At 66.8% G+C, this 19011-nt stretch carries 21 protein-coding genes; 10 read left to right on the forward strand and 11 right to left on the reverse strand.

Annotated elements, in window-relative coordinates; translation table 11 throughout:
• Positions 1-7: 7 nt before the first annotated feature.
• Together rlmN and FHT19_RS03425 are read right to left on the reverse strand one after the other, a co-directional pair.
• Positions 8-1279 (reverse strand): 23S rRNA (adenine(2503)-C(2))-methyltransferase RlmN, encoded by a 1272-nt coding sequence (gene rlmN, locus FHT19_RS03420; RefSeq protein ID WP_169473958.1) that lies wholly within the window; start codon positions 1277-1279, stop codon positions 8-10.
• 214 nt (positions 1280-1493) lie between these two features.
• Positions 1494-2213: a 2OG-Fe(II) oxygenase family protein gene (locus FHT19_RS03425; RefSeq protein ID WP_169473959.1), complete on the reverse strand. Its 720-nt coding sequence runs from the start codon at positions 2211-2213 to the stop codon at positions 1494-1496.
• A 198-nt stretch (positions 2214-2411) separates the two neighbouring features.
• Here FHT19_RS03425 and FHT19_RS03430 point away from each other — a divergent pair, with 198 nt between their 5' ends.
• Complete coding sequence (locus FHT19_RS03430) at positions 2412-3092, forward strand: porin family protein (protein WP_168554376.1); 681 nt, start codon at positions 2412-2414, stop codon at positions 3090-3092.
• Between the two features lie 61 nt (positions 3093-3153).
• Here FHT19_RS03430 and FHT19_RS03435 read toward each other — a convergent pair whose 3' ends face one another.
• Genes FHT19_RS03435 through FHT19_RS03460 form a run of 6 tightly spaced genes read right to left on the reverse strand, consistent with a single transcriptional unit; the run spans position 3154 to position 7175 of the window.
• Positions 3154-3657 carry a hypothetical protein gene (locus tag FHT19_RS03435; protein WP_169473960.1) on the reverse strand — a complete coding sequence of 168 codons (504 nt, stop codon included), beginning with the start codon at positions 3655-3657 and terminating at the stop codon, positions 3154-3156.
• Positions 3633-3836 (reverse strand): hypothetical protein, encoded by a 204-nt coding sequence (locus tag FHT19_RS03440; RefSeq protein WP_168554378.1) that lies wholly within the window; start codon positions 3834-3836, stop codon positions 3633-3635. The genes FHT19_RS03435 and FHT19_RS03440 overlap by 25 nt, the downstream gene beginning before the upstream one ends.
• Positions 3836-4021, reverse strand: coding sequence for a DUF4169 family protein (locus FHT19_RS03445; RefSeq protein ID WP_168554379.1), 186 nt, complete (start codon positions 4019-4021; stop codon positions 3836-3838). The genes FHT19_RS03440 and FHT19_RS03445 overlap by 1 nt, the downstream gene beginning before the upstream one ends.
• A complete protein-coding gene (locus FHT19_RS03450; protein WP_168554380.1) occupies positions 4021-4677 on the reverse strand; it encodes a histidine phosphatase family protein in 657 nt (218 codons plus the stop codon). The genes FHT19_RS03445 and FHT19_RS03450 overlap by 1 nt, the downstream gene beginning before the upstream one ends.
• Positions 4674-5162, reverse strand: a complete 489-nt coding sequence (gene greB, locus FHT19_RS03455; RefSeq protein ID WP_168554381.1) for a transcription elongation factor GreB — start codon at positions 5160-5162, stop codon at positions 4674-4676. Before greB ends, FHT19_RS03450 begins: the two co-directional genes overlap by 4 nt.
• 54 nt (positions 5163-5216) lie before the next feature.
• Positions 5217-7175 (reverse strand): lytic transglycosylase domain-containing protein, encoded by a 1959-nt coding sequence (locus FHT19_RS03460; protein ID WP_248290254.1) that lies wholly within the window; start codon positions 7173-7175, stop codon positions 5217-5219.
• Between the two features lie 236 nt (positions 7176-7411).
• On the opposite strand from FHT19_RS03460, the gene dapA reads away from it, so the two are divergent.
• Positions 7412-8293, forward strand: a complete 882-nt coding sequence (gene dapA / locus FHT19_RS03465) for a 4-hydroxy-tetrahydrodipicolinate synthase (RefSeq protein WP_168555446.1) — start codon at positions 7412-7414, stop codon at positions 8291-8293.
• A 51-nt stretch (positions 8294-8344) separates the two neighbouring features.
• On the opposite strand, the gene radC is transcribed toward dapA, so the two are convergent.
• Complete coding sequence (radC, locus tag FHT19_RS03470; RefSeq protein ID WP_168554382.1) at positions 8345-9094, reverse strand: DNA repair protein RadC; 750 nt, start codon at positions 9092-9094, stop codon at positions 8345-8347.
• 113 nt (positions 9095-9207) lie between these two features.
• Between radC and FHT19_RS03475 the strand changes: the two genes are divergently transcribed.
• From FHT19_RS03475 to FHT19_RS03510, 8 genes are all read left to right on the forward strand, one after another.
• Positions 9208-12459, forward strand: a complete 3252-nt coding sequence (locus FHT19_RS03475) for a YdbH domain-containing protein (protein WP_169473961.1) — start codon at positions 9208-9210, stop codon at positions 12457-12459.
• A 101-nt stretch (positions 12460-12560) separates the two neighbouring features.
• A complete protein-coding gene (locus FHT19_RS03480) occupies positions 12561-12749 on the forward strand; it encodes a YnbE family lipoprotein (RefSeq protein ID WP_248290255.1) in 189 nt (62 codons plus the stop codon).
• A 1-nt stretch (position 12750) separates the two neighbouring features.
• The gene (locus FHT19_RS03485; protein WP_168554384.1) at positions 12751-13155 is read left to right on the forward strand and encodes a YdbL family protein; all 405 of its coding nucleotides are present in this window, start codon (positions 12751-12753) and stop codon (positions 13153-13155) included.
• Between the two features lie 208 nt (positions 13156-13363).
• Positions 13364-13681, forward strand: coding sequence for an AtpZ/AtpI family protein (locus FHT19_RS03490; RefSeq protein WP_168554385.1), 318 nt, complete (start codon positions 13364-13366; stop codon positions 13679-13681).
• Between the two features lie 90 nt (positions 13682-13771).
• Positions 13772-14554 (forward strand): F0F1 ATP synthase subunit A, encoded by a 783-nt coding sequence (locus FHT19_RS03495; protein ID WP_168554386.1) that lies wholly within the window; start codon positions 13772-13774, stop codon positions 14552-14554.
• Between the two features lie 59 nt (positions 14555-14613).
• Complete coding sequence (locus FHT19_RS03500; RefSeq protein ID WP_022677864.1) at positions 14614-14841, forward strand: F0F1 ATP synthase subunit C; 228 nt, start codon at positions 14614-14616, stop codon at positions 14839-14841.
• A gap of 86 nt (positions 14842-14927) precedes the next feature.
• Positions 14928-15422 carry an ATPase gene (locus tag FHT19_RS03505; RefSeq protein ID WP_168554387.1) on the forward strand — a complete coding sequence of 165 codons (495 nt, stop codon included), beginning with the start codon at positions 14928-14930 and terminating at the stop codon, positions 15420-15422.
• Positions 15415-15966: a hypothetical protein gene (locus FHT19_RS03510; protein WP_168554388.1), complete on the forward strand. Its 552-nt coding sequence runs from the start codon at positions 15415-15417 to the stop codon at positions 15964-15966. The genes FHT19_RS03505 and FHT19_RS03510 overlap by 8 nt, the downstream gene beginning before the upstream one ends.
• 155 nt (positions 15967-16121) lie before the next feature.
• Here the strand turns inward: FHT19_RS03510 and FHT19_RS03515 are convergent, their stop codons facing one another.
• Together FHT19_RS03515 and FHT19_RS03520 are read right to left on the reverse strand one after the other, a co-directional pair.
• Positions 16122-18455, reverse strand: a complete 2334-nt coding sequence (locus FHT19_RS03515) for a glycoside hydrolase family 3 C-terminal domain-containing protein (protein ID WP_169473962.1) — start codon at positions 18453-18455, stop codon at positions 16122-16124.
• Positions 18452-19009, reverse strand: coding sequence for an NADPH-dependent FMN reductase (locus FHT19_RS03520; RefSeq protein WP_169474907.1), 558 nt, complete (start codon positions 19007-19009; stop codon positions 18452-18454). The genes FHT19_RS03515 and FHT19_RS03520 overlap by 4 nt, the downstream gene beginning before the upstream one ends.
• Between the last annotated feature and the right edge of the window lie 2 nt (positions 19010-19011).

The raw sequence follows: 19011 nt of genomic DNA on the forward strand, positions 1-19011 counted from the left end.
CAGCCTCCTACCCCAATGCAGCCTGCTTTTCGGCGGCCAAGCGGTCCATCTCGGCGCGGCTGCGGCGTTCGGCAGCGGTCTTGAGTTGGCCGCAGGCGGCATCGATGTCGCGTCCGCGCGGGGTGCGCACCGGAGCGGAAATGCCCGCTTCGAACACGATTTCGGCAAAGCGCTTCACCCGTTCGGGGGTGGAGCATTCATAAGGCGCGCCCGGCCAGGGGTTGAACGGAATGAGGTTCACCTTGGCGGGCAGCTTGTACTGCTTGATCAGCCGCACCAGTTCGCGCGCGTCATCGTCGCTGTCGTTGCGATCCTTGAGCATCACATATTCGAAGGTGATGCGCCGGGCGTTGCTGGCGCCGGGATAATCGGCGCAGGCCTGGAGCAGTTCTTCCAGTCCGAACTTGCGGTTGATCGGCACGATTTCGTCGCGCACGTCCTTGGTCACGGCGTGGAGCGAAACCGCCAGGTTGACGCCGATTTCCTCGCCCGCGCGGGCCATCATCGGCACGACGCCGGCGGTGGACAGGGTGATGCGCCGCTTCGACAGGGCAAGGCCGTCGCCGTCCATCACCAGCTTGAGCGCATCGCGCACGTTGTCGAAGTTGTAGAGCGGCTCGCCCATGCCCATCATCACGATGTTGGTCAGCAGGCGACCATCGGCTGTATAGCTGCCTTCGTCCTCGTCCAGATCGAGGTCGTCCGCGGCGCTGGCCATCGATCCCTTTGGCCATTCGCCCAGCGCATCGCGCGCCAGCATGACCTGGCCGACGATTTCGCCCGGCGTCAGGTTGCGCACCAGCTTCATCGTGCCGGTATGGCAGAACCGGCAATTGAGCGTGCAGCCCACCTGGCTCGACACGCAAAGCGTGCCGCGGTCGGCATCGGGAATGAATACCATTTCAAAGTCATGGCCATCGGCGGTGCGCAGCAGCCACTTGCGCGTGCCATCGGTGGACACTTGCGCTTCCACCACGTCTGGCCGGCCGATCACGAACCGTTCCGCCAGCCACGGGCGCATGGTCTTGGCAATGTCGGTCATCGCCTCGAATTCGGTCACGCCACGGTGATAGAGCCAGTGGAACACCTGCTTGGCGCGCAGCTTGGCCGCCTTGGCATCGAGCCCGGCGTCCTGGAACAGCGTGGCGATCTGCGGGCGGGGCAGGCCGATCAGATCGGTCCGGCCATCCTCGCGCGGGGTAACCGGGCGCGGCACGGGCACGGGATCGATATGGCCGGGAATCGGCATGGACACGGGAAGCGAAGTAGGGGCGTTCATGCCCCGCCATATACGCATTTGTGGGAAAATCGCCAGAGGGCGTCGTTTCCCGCTGCACGCAGCGATTGTTTGGAAATCCGGCTTTGCCGGATTTGCGGCACCAGCCCGCTCCCCCACCCGACCTCCCAGCGATAGTACCCTATGGGAGGTCGGGTGGGGGAGCGGGCTGGTGCCGCCCATAAAATGCGCCATGGCGCATTTTTCAAACGGACTCTCAGCGGCGCAACCACCCGGTAATCGCCAGGCGCGGCGCCCCGGCAAAGGGCGTGACTTGCGAAACCGAATGGCGCTGCGGCACGCGGAACAGGTGCAGCGCGTTGTGACGCGGCGCCAGCGCGCGCTGCACATCGCCGGCATCATCGTGGAACATCAGCAACCCGCCCCATTCCACCCGCCACTGTGGCGTGAGATTGAGGACATAGGCCGCGACCCGGTTTTTTCCGGCGACATTGTCATCATGGCAGGTGAGAAAGTGGCCAGGCAGATAACGCGTGGCCTGGCCATCGACCAGCCGGATGGCCGGTTCGCCGGTCAGCGTGCGAAAGAGATCGAGCCATGGCGGCGTGTTGAACGCGCTCACCAGCCGGTCCACCGGCCAGTTGCGCGCGGCCCGCTCGGCCGGATCATCGGACACGCGCAGCGAATCGAACAGGAACTGAAAGCCATCGCGGGCCTGGGCATGCACCGCATCGAGCAGGGCGGCCTGCCGCTGCGGATCGAGCGCGGCGCGGGCCTTGGCATCAAGATCCCAGACCTTGTCCCCCTGGTTGAGCACGCGGGAAAACGCTGCTTCTTCGCTCATCCAGCGATGCAGGGCATCGGCAGTTGCGGCGGGCAAGACCGGGGCCAGGCGCACATGGCCAGACGCGGCCAAAGTGGCCGTGGCGGCCTGGCACGCGGCAGGGGTGATGGCGGGCGAAAACGGGTTGGCCATGTCGCCTCCTAGCGCGATGCACGCTGTGGCGCAAATGCCACAGTTTTCTTGTTGTGCTGTGTTCATGAAACCGGATCGCCTCTGAGGCCGTTCGTTGCAGGTCTGTCGGGTCGCAGCAAGGTTGCCAAATTGGAATGTTCCAAAAGGAACTGGCAACCGGCCGACAGAAAAGAACAGTTCGCATGGAGTTGAACCGCTATGAAGACCATTCTCGCCAGCGTCGTCGCCGTTTCGGCGCTTGCCGTTGCCGCCCCCGCCTTTGCCCAGGACACTGCGGGAACGCCTGACGCACCGAACCGCACCTTTGTCGGCCCGCGTGTTGGCGCCGTTCTGGGCTATGACATCAGCCGTTCGGGCAGTTCGGTGGACAACGACAGCACCCGCGACCAGAAGCAGTCGATCGACGGCCTGCTCTATGGTGGTGAAATCGGCTTTGACGTGCCGGTTGGAACCAATCTGGTTGTCGGCGTGGAAGGTGAAGCGACCGGCAGCACCGCCAAGTGGACCAATCGGTTCGAACCCAACACGTTCAACCTGGGCCGCGTGAGCGCCGGCCGTGACCTCTATGTCGGCGGTCGCGTTGGTTATGCCATGTCGCCCAAGGCCATGCTCTACGTGAAGGGCGGCTACACCAACATGCACTACAAGCTGCAGGGCACCGACGGCACCACCTCGGAAGACTACCGCATCACCACTGACGGCTATCGCGTCGGCGGCGGTCTGGAATATGCCTTCAGCCCCAAGACCTTCGGCAAGATCGAATACCGTTATTCGAACTACAGCCGCGCCAACTTCAACTTCAACGGCAACACCAGCGACCGGTTCGACATCGATACCGATCGCCACCAGATCGTGGCCACCTACGGCCTGCGCTTCTGATCACGGGTTGATCGTCTGTTGCAAGGGCGGGCCGGGGGAAACCCCGGCCCGTTTTGCTGTGTCACGCGCCGATGCAGCCAAGCGTTGCCGCGTCCATGGCCGAAGCGGCGCCGGCCAGGCGATAGCTGTCGCGAAAGGTGCGCCCATCGCGGCCCTTGCCGCTGACGCTCAGCGTGGTGGCAGTGCGCAGCTTGGCCACCACCGCGGCATCCATCCGTCGGTCCTGTGCCCAGGCAGCCGCTTCGCCGGCGACAAGATCGAAGCGCGCGTCGCCCAGGCTCAGGGTTACTTTGCTGCCTGGCGCAATGCGGTGTGACAGGCGCCAGTGCACTTGTCCTTGCAGGTTGCGGCGCGGCCAGGTGCCGATCGTCATGTAAGGGACCATGTCGCGCGGGCGGCTGCTGGGCGCGGGCATGGCAATGGCATAGCAGCGCGGCACCGCAGGATCGCGAAACGCCGCCCAATCGTCCCACACGCCCAGTGCATCGCGCGCGCCGGCCGGCCCAGGCAGCAGCACGCCGGCCATGACCAGCGCCAGGATCAGCCTTCGGCCAGGTCGAGCCATGCGATCACGTCGTTGTCGGTGGCGATGAACAAGTCGGCCTGGATCTCTTCGCTTTGCTGGGCGGCCAGGGCCATCGCCTCTTCGAGCGGGCCATAGAACAGGGTCTGCGCCGCGCCGCCCTCGGGCCCGTCGGCCAGGTGATAGAGCCGCACGGTCGCGCTTTCATACGTGGTGCGCATCAGGCTTCGTCTCCATCGCGGCGGTGGCCATCGAGATGGCGCTTCGCCTGTTCCTCGCGCATTTGGTCGGCGGCCTTTTCGGCCTTGGTGCGGCCAAAACGGGCGCGATTGGTTGCTGCCTGGGCCTCAGCCGCCTGGCGGGCGCGGGCCTTGCGGGCTTGGCGCAAGTTGATCACTTGCGCCATCAGGCGTGCTCCGTCCCGCGCGAAGAGCCGAAGAACACCGTTTCTTCCCCGTTCTCGATCAGCGCGATGGAGCCTTGCACCAACGACGGCGCGATCGGTGCGCCATGATCGGGGTGGGGCGCCAAGCCGGCCAGCAACCCGCGCAGCACGCGGCTGGAAATGCCGTGCATCACGACGATATGGGTTTCGCCGGTGTGCCCCACGGCATCGATCCAGCGTTGCAACCGGGCGGCGATCGCCGGATAATCCTCGCCATCGGGCGCCGGGCGCAGCAGGTGGTCGGCCAGCGTGATGGGGCCATGTTCGGCTTCGACATCATCATACCCACGCCCGATCCACGAGCCCATGTCGATTTCGAACAAGTCGGGCGTGCGGTGCGCGGCAAACCAGTCGATCCCCAGTTCCTCGGCAATCAGCGAGGCGGTCTGCAGCGCACGGCCGGTATCGGAAATGTGCAGGCGCACGGCCGGTCGCTCGCCCAGTTCGCCGCGCAGCGCCTGGCCCATCATCACCGCCTGTTCAAAGCCCTGGCGGGTAAGCGGGGTGTGCATGGCGTTGGATTGCAGGCGGCGTGCGGCGTTGAACACGGTTTCGCCATGACGCAGCACGAAAAAGCGGCCGGGCAGGGGCGTGTTCCGGTTTTCGGGGCCGTTCATGCCGGCACCGGATAACTGATGGCCATGATTTCCCATTCCTTTTCCCCGCCGGGCAGGCGCACCACGCGCAGATCGCCCACCCGCGCCCCGCGCAGCGCCCGCGCGATCGGCGCGCTCCACCCGATCAGGCCTTTGCTGGCGTCCTGCTCGTCATCGCCCACCAGGGTGAGCGTGCGGCGGTTGTCGTCCTCGTCGGCCAGTTCCACCGTGGCACCGAACAGCACACGGCTCTGGTCTTCCTGGCGCGCCGGATCGACCACGCGCGCCGCTTTCATCCGCCGTGCCAGCCAGGCCAGCTCGCGGTCGATCTCGCGCATGCGCTTGCGGCCATAGAGGTAATCGCCGTTTTCCGAACGATCGCCGTTGCCGGCAGCCCAACTGACGATCTCGACGATGGCCGGGCGTTCGGTGCCCAGCAGGTGGTCATAGCGCGCGCGCAGGGCAGCAAGGCCGGCGGGCGTGATCGGATTGCCATCGGGTTTCATTGTCGTGCGTCTTTAGCGTGCAGCGTTGGGTTCCACCACCCCCGACCCTTTCACTCACCCCGGCGTGGGCTTGCCCAGGATGTGGCTCATCGGGTTGGGCCCGTGCCATTCCGCCTTGTCAGGGTTCATCGCGTCATAGACCACGGCGTTTTCCAGCACGCGCTGCACATAGTTGCGGGTTTCCGACAGCGGGATGCGCTCGATCCAGTCAACCCATTCGACCGACCCGGTGCGCGGATCGCCATTGGCGCGCAGCCACTTGTTCACGTTGCCCGGCCCGGCGTTGTAGGCAGCCACGGCCAACGGGGTGGAACCGCCATAGATGTCCATCAGCCGGCCGAAGAAGGCGCTGCCCAGCATGATGTTGAAACCGGCATCGTCGGTCAGCGCCTGGGTGGAATAGGCCAGGCCCAGCTTGCCGGCCTGCTCGCCCGCCGTGGCCGGCATCAACTGCATCAGCCCGCGCGCGCCGGCGTGGCTCATCGCATTCTGGGCAAACTGGCTTTCCTGGCGGGTGATGGCGTGGATCATCGTCCAGGACTGCTCGGTGCCAGGGGGAACCGGGATCAGCGGAAAGGCGATGTGCTGGAAATCGAGATAGCCACGCGCGCCGGCCGCCTGGCCCACGATCACGCCAAGGTCCCTTCGGCCGAGTTCGCGGGCCAGTTCGGCCACCAGCATGTGCTGGCCCTCGGTCTGCTGCTGTTCGGAAATTTCCTTGAAGAAGCGCACGGTGGTGCGCCACTGCCCGCTGCGTGCCACTTCGCGCACCGCCAGGGTCAGCGGGCTGGCGTTGAAGCGGGCGCGTTCGTCCGGCGTCGGGATGGCGCGCGAATCATAGGCGAAATTGGGCACGCTCTGGCCCAGCCGTTCCAGCGCGAGCAGGCCATAGAACTGATCGGCATAGCGCGCGGCCATGGCGAAATAGCGCTGGGCATCGCCCGTCAGCCCGGCCTGCGCGGCGGCGCGGCCGGCCCAGTAAAACCCCTTGGCCCGCGTGCCCGGCGTGCGCGCGGCATTGCCATAGCGCCAGAACAGCGGCGCGGCGTTGGCCGCATCGCCGAGCTTCCACAGCGCCTGGGTTCCGCCCAGCCAGACCAGCGAGGTGTAATCGTCGCGCAAGTCATAGGGCAACTGGCTGATGTCTTCGCCCGCGTCGAAGGCATCGTCCACCCCGCGTGCGATCGCCACGGCGCTGCGCGCATCGCCGCCGTTGGCGGCGCCCTGCGCGTTGGCCAGCAGTTCCTCCACCCACTTGCCGCGCGCCAGCGGTTTGGCCCGCAGCGGCGGCCGGTTGGCCAGAAGCTGCTGCGCCAGCATGCCTTGGCCCTGCTTGCGCAGCTGGCGCGCCCGCAGATAGAGAAAGCCGGGATCGCCGTTGAGCATGTCTGCCGGCGTTCCGGCGGCGGCAGCATAGGGATCAAGTCCCTGCAAGGCCATCAGGCGCGCGCCATCGATTCCGCGCCGCAGGGGGGAAACCGCGCCGAACGCGCGGTTGGCCTGGTCGGTAGCGCCGGCCCACAGCAGCGCGTCCATTCGCGCGTCGGCATCGTCGGGCGTGAAGGTGGCGCCCCACATGGCCTGGATCGCGGCTTCGTCGGCATCGCTCATCGGCCCGCCGCGCCAGGCGGCTTTGGCCATGGCATCGGCATCGGGCCGGCCCAGGGTGCGCAAGGCCAGGGCATAGCGGGCGCGGCCGGGATTGGTGAGCGGTGGCTGGCGATCGAAATACGATACGATCGTGCGCACGTCTCCGCCGGCACCGGTGCCGGTTTCGCGGGTCAGCGCACCTTCGGCATAGCGACGCAGGCGTTCTTCGTCGGGGAAGCCGGGGTATGACAGCAGGAAGCCGGCATAGTCGGAAAAATTGAAGCGATTGGAAGACGTCAGCAGTTCCCAGCGCGAAATGGCCAGGGCCATCGGCCCCTGCTGCCCGGCGATCAACTGCGCGCGGGCACGGTCCCACGCGCTGCCATCGGTATCGGGCCCGGCATCGCTGGCGCGCGTGGGCATCGATAGGGCAACGAGCGCGGCGAGGCCGCACAGTCCATTGCGCAGGGCGTTGCGCAATGGGGGGGAAACCGGGGTTCGGGGCATGTCCATGCTGGACATCGTCTATGCCGCCTCCTTATCAGGCGCTGAATATGGCTTTGCAGTGGCAAACTGTGGTTTGACGCGGTATGCGCCGCGCGGCAAGCGTCCAGACCTGCCCAGACCCGCATTGTGCGACAAGACGAGGGATAATGTCCATGTTTTCCGGCTCCATTCCGGCTTTGGTGACACCGTTTCGCGATGGAGCCCTTGACGAGAAAGCATTTCGTCGTCTGGTCGATTGGCAGATCGAGAACGGTTCGTCGGCGCTGGTGCCTTGCGGCACCACGGGCGAGGCATCGACCCTGTCCAACGCCGAACACCACCGCGTGATCGAGGTTTGCGTGGAGCAGGCCGCCGGCCGCGTGCCGGTGATTGCAGGCTGCGGCAGCAACGACACGATGAACGCGCTGCTGCACATGACCTTTTCCAAGAAGTGCGGCGCCCAGGCGGCGTTGTGCGTGGCGCCCTATTACAACCGCCCTAGCCAGGCTGGCCTGATCGCGCATTTCAGCTATCTGGCCGAAAACAACGACCTGCCGATCATTCTCTACAATGTGCCGGGCCGCACGGTGACCGATATCCTGCCCGAAACGGTGTGCGAACTGGCCAAGCGCTATCCCGACAAGATCGTGGGCATCAAGGACGCGAGCGGCGATTTGTCGCGCGTGACCGATCACCGCATGGGCATCGGCAAGCATTTCTGCCAGCTTTCGGGTGACGATGAACTGGCGCTCCCGGCCAATGCCGCGGGCGCGGTGGGCTGCATCTCGGTGACGGCCAACGTCGCGCCCAAGCTGTGCGCCGAATTCCAGGCGGCCTGCGCGGCCAACGACCTGGCCCTGGCGCGCGAGCTGAACGACAAGCTCTATCCGCTGCACTATGCCATGTTCGAAGACGCTTCGCCCGGCCCGGTCAAGTATGCGCTTTCGCGCGTGCACGACTGGATGGGCGAGGAACTGCGCCTGCCGCTGGTGCCCTGCAGCGACGCCGCGCGCCGCGCGGTTGATGCCGCCCTGGAGCATGCCGGGCTGGTGTAAGTTTCGAGAAATATGTAAAATTCCCCCCTCCTCTAATGAGGAGGGGGAGTATCAAATCAAGCCCTTGGCCTTGAGCGAGGTGTGGCCTTCGCGGCCGATGATCACGTGATCGTGCACGGTCACGCCCAGCAGCCGTGCCGCTTCCATGATCTTGTGGGTGATCTGGATATCGGCGCGGCTGGGCTGGGTGCTGCCCGAAGGATGGTTATGCACCAGGATCAGCGCGGCCGCGCCGATGGCCAACGCCTTGGCAATGATCTCGCGCGTGTAGATCGCGCTTTCGTCCAGCGTGCCGTCGCTCACGATCTGGTCGAGCAGCAGGCGGTTCTGGGTGTTGAGATAGAGCACGCGCACGCGTTCGTGGTTGAGGTGCGCCATGTCGATGGTGAGATAATCGATCAGCGCCTGCCAACTGGATAGCACCGGCATTTCCTGCACTTGGGCGCGGGCCAGGCGCCGTGCGGCGACCCCGGCGATGCGCAGCGCGGCGGCGGCGGCTTCCTTGATGCCGGGCACCGATTGCAGCGCGCGTGGATCGGCATTGAACACGCCGGGCAGCGAGCCGAAGCGCTGCAGCAGCATGCGCGCCAGCGGTTTCACGTCCATGCGCGGGATAACGGTCATCAACAGCGCCTCGATCACCTCGTGATCGGCCAGGGCATCGTCGCTGCCACCCAGCAGGCGCCGGCGCAGGCGGGCGCGGTGGCCGGAAGGATCGTGCGCCGCCTCGCGCACGCGGTCGGGCACCAGATCCGGATCGGGCGCGCTTCGTTCAGGAAAGAGTCCGGGTTCGTCCTGCATGACCTCGTGCGTGGGCAAGAAGGTGGGCACCGGGCAGGCCGGCGCGCGTTGCGAAATGCATGTTACGGCGATTTGCATTGCCCAAGCGCGGGCCATGCGCAAGAAGGGGGCGAATGGCGGATACGACCGATTTGGCGGAACCTGAAGGTCCGGCGCCCATGCGGCGGCGGCGTCGCTGGCGTGTGGCCCTGCTGGGCGCAGGCGCGGCGGCGTTGGTGGTGGGCGGTGGCCTGTGGCTGGCGCGCAATCGCATTGCCGACGGGGTGATCGCGGGTGAACTGGCGGCGCTTGGCCTGCCGGCGCGCTATACCATCGTTTCGATCGGGCCGGGGCGTGAAGTTCTGGCCAACGTGGTGGTGGGCGATGCCGCCCGGCCCGATCTGGTGATCAAACGCGTCGAACTCGGCCTGGCGTGGAGCCTGACCGGCCCGCGCATCGGCCAGGTCACCCTGGTCCGTCCGCGCCTCTATGGCACCGTGCACGCCGGCCATGCGAGCTTCGGCACGCTCGACAAGGTGATCTACGCCCCGTCCACCAGCAAGGAGCCGTTCCGGCTGCCCGACTGGCGGTTGACCATCGTCGACGGGCGCGGACTGGTCGATGCCGACCAGGGGCGCGTGGCGTTCAAGGCCGATGGCGCAGGCCCCTTGCGCGATGGCTTTGCCGGCACGCTGGCCGTGGTCGCGCCGCGCCTGGCGCTGGGCGCCTGCACCACAGGCCGCGCCACCGCGTTCGGCCAGGTGATGGTGAGCAACGAGCAACCGCGCTTTGCCGGCCCGGTGCGCGTTGCCAACCTGGCTTGTCCCGCCAATGGCCTGGCGGTGGGCGGGGCAGACCTGCAGCTTGAAGCGCAGTCCGATCGCGATCTGGCGGGACTGAGCGTCAAAGGGCGCGCGCGCTCCAGCGCGTTTCGCGCCGCTGCCGTTTCGGGCCAGACCCTGGGCCTGGATGCCGCGCTAGCCTGGCGTGGCGGCGCGCTGAGTGGCCGCGTGGCGGCAACGGCGGGTGGCGTGCGCACAGCACAAGGGTCGGTCGGCCTGTTGGAATTGGATGGGCTGGTCAAGGCCCGGCCGGCCGCGGCGCCGGGCCGGGTGCCTGTCGCTGGGGCCGATGCCGAGTTTCGCGGCACAATTGACGCACGAGGGCTGCGGCGCGGGCCGGCCTTGGACCAGGCGCTGGCCTCGGCGCAGGCGGCCGTGGCCGGCACGCTTGCCGCGCCGATGATGGCGCAAGTGCGCCGCCGCCTGGGCGAGGAAGAGCGCGGCAGTCGCTTTGCGGCCGATCTCACCGTGCGCCACGGGCATGATGGCGCCTGGGACGTGGTGGTGCCGCAGGGCACCCTGCGCGGAGGCAGCGGGCAGGCGCTGTTGACGCTGGGCAAAGTGCAGGTGGCGGGCAAGGGCGCGATCACGCCGCGCTTTGCCGGCAACTTTGTCACTGGCGGCAATGGCTTGCCGCGCATTTCCGGCACGATGGAGCGGCGCGGGCGCGCTGGCGCGCAGTTCCACCTCGCCATGGCCGATTATGCCGTGGGCGGCGGGCGCCTGGCCGTGCCCGAACTGGTCGTGGTGCAGATGCCCGATGGCGCGATGGGCTTTGCCGGCCAGACACGGCTTTCGGGCGCGATTCCCGGCGGACGCGTGGAAAACCTGCGCCTGCCGGTCAGCGGTGCTTATGGCCGGCACGGCGCGCTGGCGCTGTGGCGGCGCTGTATCGAGCCGCAATTCGATTCGTTGCAGCTCGGGCAGATGACGCTCGATGGCCAGGCGTTGACGCTGTGCCCGGTGGGTGGACAGGCGATCGTTTCGGCCGGCGGGTCAGGTCCCTTGCGCGTGGCGATGGGCACATCGGCCCTGCACATGACGGGGCGGATGGGCGAAACGCCGCTCAGCCTGCAAACCGGCGCGGTGGGCCTGGCCTGGCCTGGCACGCTGACCGCGCGCGGCGTCAATGTTGCGCTGGGGCCGGAAGCGACCGCCACGCGGCTGACCCTGGCCGACCTGACCGCCCAACTGGGCAAGGACTTTACCGGCCGCTTTGCCGGGGTGGAGGCGCGCATGGCCGCGGTTCCGCTCGACATCACCGGCGCCACCGGCACCTGGCACTATGCCGCGGGCAAGTTGATGCTGGCCCAGACCGCGTTCGACGTGACCGACCGCGCCAGCCCGGCCCGGTTCGAAAAACTGACCGCGCAAGATGCCACGCTCACGCTGGCCGACGGGCGAATCACCGCGCAGGCGCTGTTGCGCGAAGCGGAGAGCAAGCGCCCGGTCACCGTGGTGAGCGTGGAGCACGATCTTTCCCACGCCACCGGCCATGCCGATCTCGCGGTGGACAAACTTGTGTTCGACAAGGATTTCCAGCCTGCGCAGCTCACCCGCCTGGCACTGGGCCTGGTCGCCAATGCGAGCGGATCGATCAGCGGCAAGGGGCGGATCGACTGGCAGGGCGACCGTGTCACATCGTCTGGCCGGTTTGGCAGCCAGGGCCTTGATTTTGCGGCGGCGTTCGGCCCGGTGAAGGGGCTTTCGGGCACGCTGGACTTTACCGACCTCTTGGCCATGGAAACCGCTCCGCACCAGATCCTGAAAGTCGCCTCGATCAACCCGGGCGTGGAAGTGACCGACGGCACGGTGGACCTGCAACTCAAGCGCGACATGGTGGTCCAGGTCAACGGCGCGCAGTGGCCGTTCATGGGTGGGCGCCTCTCGCTCGATCCCACGACCTTGCGCTTTGCCCTGGCTGAAGAGCGCAAGTTCACCCTGGTGATCGACGGGCTTGATGCCGCGCAGTTCGTATCGCGCATGGAAATGGCCAATATCTCGGCCACCGGGGTGTTCGACGGGCGCCTGCCGGTGGTGTTCGATGCCAATGGCGGGCACATCGTGGGCGGCACGCTGGCCTCGCGCGGGGGCGGCAATGTCTCCTACGTCGGCGCGCTGACCTACAAGGACCTGTCGTTCATGGCCAACTATGCGTTCCAGGCGCTGCGCTCGCTGGACTACAAGCGCATGACCATCGCGCTGCGTGGCGACATTGCCGGCGATTTCGTCACCCAGGTGCAGTTCGGTGGGGTGAGCCAGGGGGCAGGGACCAAGCGCAACTTCTTCACCCGCCAGATCGAAGGGCTGCCGATCCAGTTCAACCTCAACGTGCGGGCGCCGTTCTACAGCCTGCTGGGTACCTACAAGTCGATGTACGATCCTTCGGTCGTGGCCGATCCGCGCACGGTCGGGCTGCTCGATGCCAAGGGCCGCATCGTGCCGCGCGTGCCGGCCGGCGCCCAGCCCGCCGCTGCGCCGTCGGCCGGCGAGAAACCCGGCAAGCCCGCCATTCAGCCTTCAGCAAGTGGAACCATGCCATGAACGCTTTCGTGCAATGCCTTCTCTTGCCAAGCCGTGGCTTGACCGTGCATCGCGGCGCTGCAACGATTGCCGGCTGTGACGGCCAAAAGAGGGGGGCAGACGTGAAGCGCAAGGTTGTGGCCGTGGGATTGCTGGCGGGCGCTGCCGCCGCGCTGTCCGGGTGTATTTCGGTCAAGGCGCCTGACAAGCCGATCGTCATCGAATTGAACATCAATATCAAGCAGGAAGTGGTCTATCGCCTGGCCGGAGACGCCAGCCAGACGATCGACAAGAACAAGGACATCTTCTGAGATGGCACGCAACGCTGCTTTTTCCGCCCCTGTCGCCTTCGCGCTCGCCGCTGCCGTGGCCTTGCCGCTGGTGGCCGCGCCGGTCGCCGCGCTGGCGCAACGCGATCCAGCCTATGCCTCGGCGCGCGCGGCCGGCCAGGTGGGCGAGAAGATGGATGGCTATCTGGGCTATGTCACGCCGCCCAGCCCGGCGCTGAAGTCTGTCGTGGACGATATCAACCTCAAGCGGCGCGCGGTCTATTCCGAAAAGGCCCAGGCGCAGAAGGCGACTGTGGAGGAATACGCCTTCACGTCCGGCTGCCTGTTGATCGCCCAGACCCAGCCGGGCGAGATGTACCAGGCGCCCAATGGCACCTGGACCAAGCGCACCAGCGCCCCGCCGCAGCGCGATTCGCGCTGCCTGTAAAAGCCCTGGAATTCCGGGCGCTCAGGGCCGCGCTGTCGCAGGATTGACGCAAACGTATGCGCGCAACTGGCGCAAGTTCGGCGCACGGCGGTTGACTCGGGAAAACCCCCCGCCTAAGGGGCAGGCGCCCTCGGCGGGATGCCGTTGCGCATGACCTGCCCCGATGGGGGAGCGAGCACCCGTGTTCGATCCAGCGACGGAGCATGCCATGAGTGACGAACAGACCGACGCAGAGCCCATCGGTGAGGATGCACGTCTTTCCCGTCTGAACGCGCGGCTCGATGCCGCCCGCCAGAAGGAGCAAGCGCGCAAACCTGCGCCAGACCGGGAAAAGTCCGATGCGAACTATCGCTTGGGCAACCGGGTTCTGGCCGAACTGATCGGCGGGCTTGCGGGCGGCGCGTTCATCGGCTGGGTCATCGACCAGTTTGCCGGTACGCGACCATGGGGGCTTCTGGTGATGCTGTTTGTGGGGATGGGCGTAGCCTTCCGCAATGTCATCAGGATCTCGAACGGGCGCTCCTGATCGGGTCTTTGCATCCGATGGGTTTCCGGCCAAAAGAATGGCCGGGGCAGGGGTGCCTTGGTGTTTTTGCGCGTAACGGGGACAAGCACTGTGGCCGAAGGTAAGGTCGATCCGGTACACCAATTCACGATCGAGCCGCTGTTTGGCACCGATCATTGGTCCATCGCCGGGCACAACATTGCTTTCACCAATTCGGCCCTGTGGATGGTCATCACCACGCTGGTGCTGATCGTGTTCGTGGGCGGTGGTGCCAAGAAAGCGCAAGTGCCGGGCCGCTGGCAGATGGCTGTCGAAGGGCTGACCGGCTTTGTCGACACCCTGCTGCAATCCAACATCGGCGATGCGGGTCGCAAGTACCTGCCTTACGTGTTCTCGCTGTTCACGTTCATCCTGTTTGCCAACCTGCTCGGCCTGCTGCCGCTGGCGCTGGTGGGCATCCATCCTTTCACGGCCACCAGCCACTTCACGGTGACGGGCGTGCTGGCGATCATGAGCTTTGCGATCGTGCTGATCGTGGGCTTTGCCAAGCATGGCTTCCACTTCTTCTCGCTGTTCGTGCCGCATGGCACGCCGGCGGTGATGGTGCCGGTGATTTTCCCGATCGAGCTGATCTCGTTCCTGGTGCGTCCCTTCTCGCTTGGCCTGCGTCTGTTCGTGGCCATGATGGCAGGGCACGTGCTGCTCGAAGTGCTCTCGGGCTTCGTGATCTCGGGCACCAACGCGGGCGTTGGCACCTTCTTCCTGGCGGGCGTGCCCAGCTTCCTGCTGATGATCGGCATCTGCGCTCTGGAACTGCTGGTTGCCGGCATCCAGGCCTATGTCTTTGCCCTGCTTACCTGCGTCTATCTCAACGACGCGGAAAACCTTCACTGACCGTCACCACCACCTGATACCGCTTCACACCGGTTTACGACAAAGAGGGAGTTTTTATCATGGACGCACAGAGCGCAAAGCTTCTCGGCGCTGGTCTCGCTGCCATCGGCGCCGGTCTGGCCTCGCTGGGCGTGGGCAATGTCTTCGCCAAGTTCCTCGAAGGCGCGCTGCGCAACCCCGGCGCCGCTGACGGCCAGCAGGGCCGCCTGTTCATCGGCTTCGCCGCCGCCGAACTTCTGGGCCTGCTCTCGTTCGTCGTCGCGATGATCCTGATCTTCGTTGCCTGAGGCAGCGAAGCGGACCATTGATTGACATCCGGCCGGGGTGATCCCCGGCCGGCCAGAACGATAGACAGGAAGCGCGGACCAACGCGATGCCCCAGATAGCCCAACTCGCCGATACCTATGCCAGCCAGGTGTTCTGGCTGCTGGTGTGCTTTGGCCTGGTCTTCTTCGTCATCGGCCGGGGCTTGCTCCCGGGCGTGGTGTCGACCATCGACCAGCGCAACAAGCAGATCGCCGACGACCTTGGTGCGGCTGAAGCTGCCCGGGCCGCCGCCGACGCCGAAGAACAGGCCTGGCGCATTGCCGAAGGCAAGCAACGCGCCCAGGCCCATGCCCTGATCGCCGCCGCCAAGGCCGACGCTGCCCGCAACACGCAGGCCGCACTCGAAGCCGCCGCCGCGCGGATCGAGGAAACCACTGCCGCCGCCGAGGCGCGCATTGCCGCCGCCCGCGCTGCCGCGCAGGGGGAAGTGCAAGACGTGGCCGCGCAGGCTGCGCAGGATATCGTCAGCCGCCTCGCGGGGCTTTCGGTTTCGGCCGAAGACGCGCGCGGCGCCGTGCAGGGAGTGCTCGCCCATGGCTAATGTCAGCGCAACGACGGCAACGGTCGAACAGCACGCTGCTGGCCATGAAGCGGCCGAACCCACCATCAACGGCATCGGCGCCGGCGCGATCGTCGCCGCTGCCATGTTTGTCTTCCTGCTGATCCTGGTGTGGAAGAAGGTGCCCGGCACGATCACCAAGGGCCTTGACGGGCAGATCGCCGCGATCCGCCGCGAGTTGGCCGATGCCAAGGCGCTGCGCGCCGAAGCTGAAGCCCTTCGCGCCGAATACCTTTCCCGCATTGCCAATGCGGAAAAGGATGCGGCCGCCATGCTCGATCACGCTCGCACCGAATCCAGCGCGATCGTGGCCAAGGCCGAAGCCGACACGCGCGATATCATCGCCCGTCGCGAAAAGATGGCGTCGGACAAGATCGCCGCGGCCGAGCGCGCCGCGGTTGACGATCTGCGCGCCACGGCCGCTGCGGCCGCTGCCGCTGCCGCCGGCCAGATTATCGCCGCCCGTCACGGCGCCGATGCCGACAAGGTGCTGGTTGACAGCGCGATTGCCGGGCTCACCCACTAAGCAAGCTTTCCGCAAGGATTGCCAGAAGGCCCCACCGGGAAACCGGTTGGGGCCTTTTTCTTGTGCCCGGCAGGTCTTGTTTCCAGGGCACAGCAAAAGGCCCGGAAACCCTGTTGGGCTTCCGGGCCATGCGCCACGCTGCTGGCTACGATGTCCTAGCGGGGCAGGGTCAGCGCAAAGGCTGCGTCCTGCGCATCGCGGCCCACCACCAGCGACACGGGCTCGCTACCGGGCACCGCACGCAGGATGTAGGGGCTGGGGGTGATCGTCGCCGTGGCCGTTTCACCCGGTTCGAGGTGCAGCTTGGCAAAGCCGACCAGCGCGAACGGGCTGTGCGCGAGATAGGCCTGGATCACTTCGCTGCCGGGGCGGCTGCCGGTGTTGGTTACCTTGACCAGCACCTGGCCATCCACGATGCGGGCGTCATCCAGCGTGAAGCGGGTGTAGCCCTGGCCGGCACCCAGCGGGAACAGGGCCGCCTTGCCCTGTGCCTTGAGGCCGCGATAGCCCACGAGGACGCCATCATCGTATGCCAGGTTGCCATCGGCATCGGGGGTGAGGTTCAGCGCGGGATAATCCGCCTCTGCCGCGGCCAACGTCATCGGCAGGCGGCCGCCTGGTTCGCGCGTACCGGCCAAGACATCGGCCAGGGCCTTGCCAAAGTTCTGGCCCGGATACCACGCCACCAGCAGCGCGGCGTCATCGGCGGCAAAGCTGGCATCGAAGGCGTGGCCAACGTTGACCACCACTGCCGTGCGCGGATTGGCAGCGCGCACGGCTTCGGCGAGGCGCAACTGCGCAGGATCGAGCCGGGTATCGGCGCGGTCCTTGCTTTCCACGCTGGCATCGGCGGTTTCACCCAGCATCAGCACCACGGCATCGGCCTGGCGCGCGGCGTCAACCGCCCGGGCGAGCATGGCGTCGGGCGTATCGGGTGCGCGCACGCCATACCACAGGCCTTGCACGCGGGCCGGCGCATAGCGGAGTTCCAATTCCACCAGCACGCGCTGCCCGGCGGCCAGGGTCACCACGCCGTCATCGGCATCGCCAGCCTTGAGCACACCCATGATGTCGGAAGCGGGGGGCTGGATCGCGCGGTCCACCACGTCAACTCCGTCCACCTTGAGCACGACAGGCCCCGTGGCCCCGGCATAGAAGCGATGCGGTCCATCGGCCTGGGCCGTGAACCAGCCGCTGGCGCGCACTGCGCCGGCTTCGTTGAAGCGGCCCTGATCGTGCACGCCGTGGAACCATACCAGCGAATTGGTCGCCCGCGTCTCGCGCGAGAGGGGCGTGGCTGTCAGGTCGTGCCCGGCGAAATATTCCACCGTCAGGCCGGTGGTATAGCCATCGCCCAGGTCCATCGCCGGGGTGACCGGCATGGATGGCAGGCGCGGCTGCGGATCGACGCCAGGTTCATGGACGATCGCCATGGACTGGCCCAGCGTTGCCTCGATCGCCTGGAGCGGGGTGAGCGCATCAGGCGTGACGGCGATGCGGGCAAACGTGCCGCCCTGATAGCAGGGCGCCGTGGCATTGGGGCCGATCACTGCCAGGGTGCGAATCGTGGGGGCAAGCGGGAGCAGCCCATCGTTGCGCAGCAGCACGAAGCCTGCGGCGGCTCCTGCCGTGAGCAGTTCCTCTGCGTCGAGCGTCGCCGGGGTCTTGGCCCCGCCAAAGCGCTGATTGAAGCGCACGACACGCTCGGCTGCATCCTGCACCCGCTCGGCGCTGACGGCACCTTGCGCCACGGCGTCTTCTGCCTTGGCGCCCAGGAACCGTGCCGGCCCGGGCATTTCCAGGTCGAGCCCGGCATTGAGCGTGGGCGCGGTGGAGTGGGTGGCGAAGAAATCGCTCATCAGCACGCCGCCATAGGCCCATTCGTTGCGCACGATGGCCAGCGGCCCTGGGCCTTGCGCGCACCAATCGCCGTTGACGCGGTTGTAGGCGGTCATGATCCCGCCGCAGCCGGCGGCGCAGGCCATTTCGAACGGCAGCAGGTAGACCTGGCGCAGCGTGGCATCGTCCACCACGGCGTTAATGGTGTCGCGCTGGGTTTCACTGTCGTTGCACACGAAATGCTTGGCGACTGCCCCCGTGCCGGTGGACTGGATGCCGCGCACCCAGGCCGCACCGCACAGCCCGGTCAGCAGCGGGTCTTCGGAATAGTATTCGAAGGCGCGGCCGGCCAGCGGGCTGCGCGCCAGGTTGACATTGGGTGCCAGCAAGGCATCCACGCCCATGGCAATCGCGTCATTGCCCACCAGCGCGCCCATTTGCGCGACGAGATCGAGATCCCAGCTCGCCCCTTGCGCCACTGGGGCGGGCGTAAGCACCGAAACGTCGCGTTCGTCCACGCGCCCGCTGGCCACGCCCATCGGGCCATCGGCCATCATCACGCTGCGCGCGCCACGTTCGGGAACGGCGCCCGTGGTCCACATCGTGGCTCCGGCGGTGAGGCGGGCAGCGTCGGTCAGGGACAGGGTCATGCCGCCACTCCTGCAAATTGCATGATCTGGCGCGCCTGGGCGGCCACCGCGCCGGCAATCTCGGCATCGGCGATCGTGCCGTCGGGGCCGAACGGCTTTTGCGCCACGGTGTTGACGGCAATGCCCAGCGGCGTTGGCCAGCCGCGCATGGCATGGGTGATGCCGCGCAGCGCCGCCAGGGTGACCCCGGTGGCCTGCCAGCCGGCCGCGCTCACGACCAGGCCCACCGGGCGCCCGTCGAAATAGGGGCGCGCGTCCTTGGCCAGGTCTTCCAGCAGGTCGATCGCGTTCTTGACCAGGCCCGAAACCCCGCCATGGTAGCCGGGCGAACCGATCACCACGGCGTCGGCCTGGCGCACGGCTTCGACCAGGGCGCGTTCGCCGTCGGTCCGTTCCGGGCTTTCCGGGTTGAAATGGGGCAAGGCCTTCAAGGCGCTGCCGCCGAACATCTGCGTCTGGGCGCCCATGCTTTCGCAACTGGCCAGCACCGCCGCCACCAGGCGTTCGGTGCTGGAACCATCGCGCAGGGTTCCGCCGATCCCCACGATCTTCATGG

Origin of the sequence: Novosphingobium sp. SG919 (assembly GCF_012932495.1) — a bacterium.
Classification (GTDB): domain Bacteria; phylum Pseudomonadota; class Alphaproteobacteria; order Sphingomonadales; family Sphingomonadaceae; genus Novosphingobium; species Novosphingobium rhizosphaerae.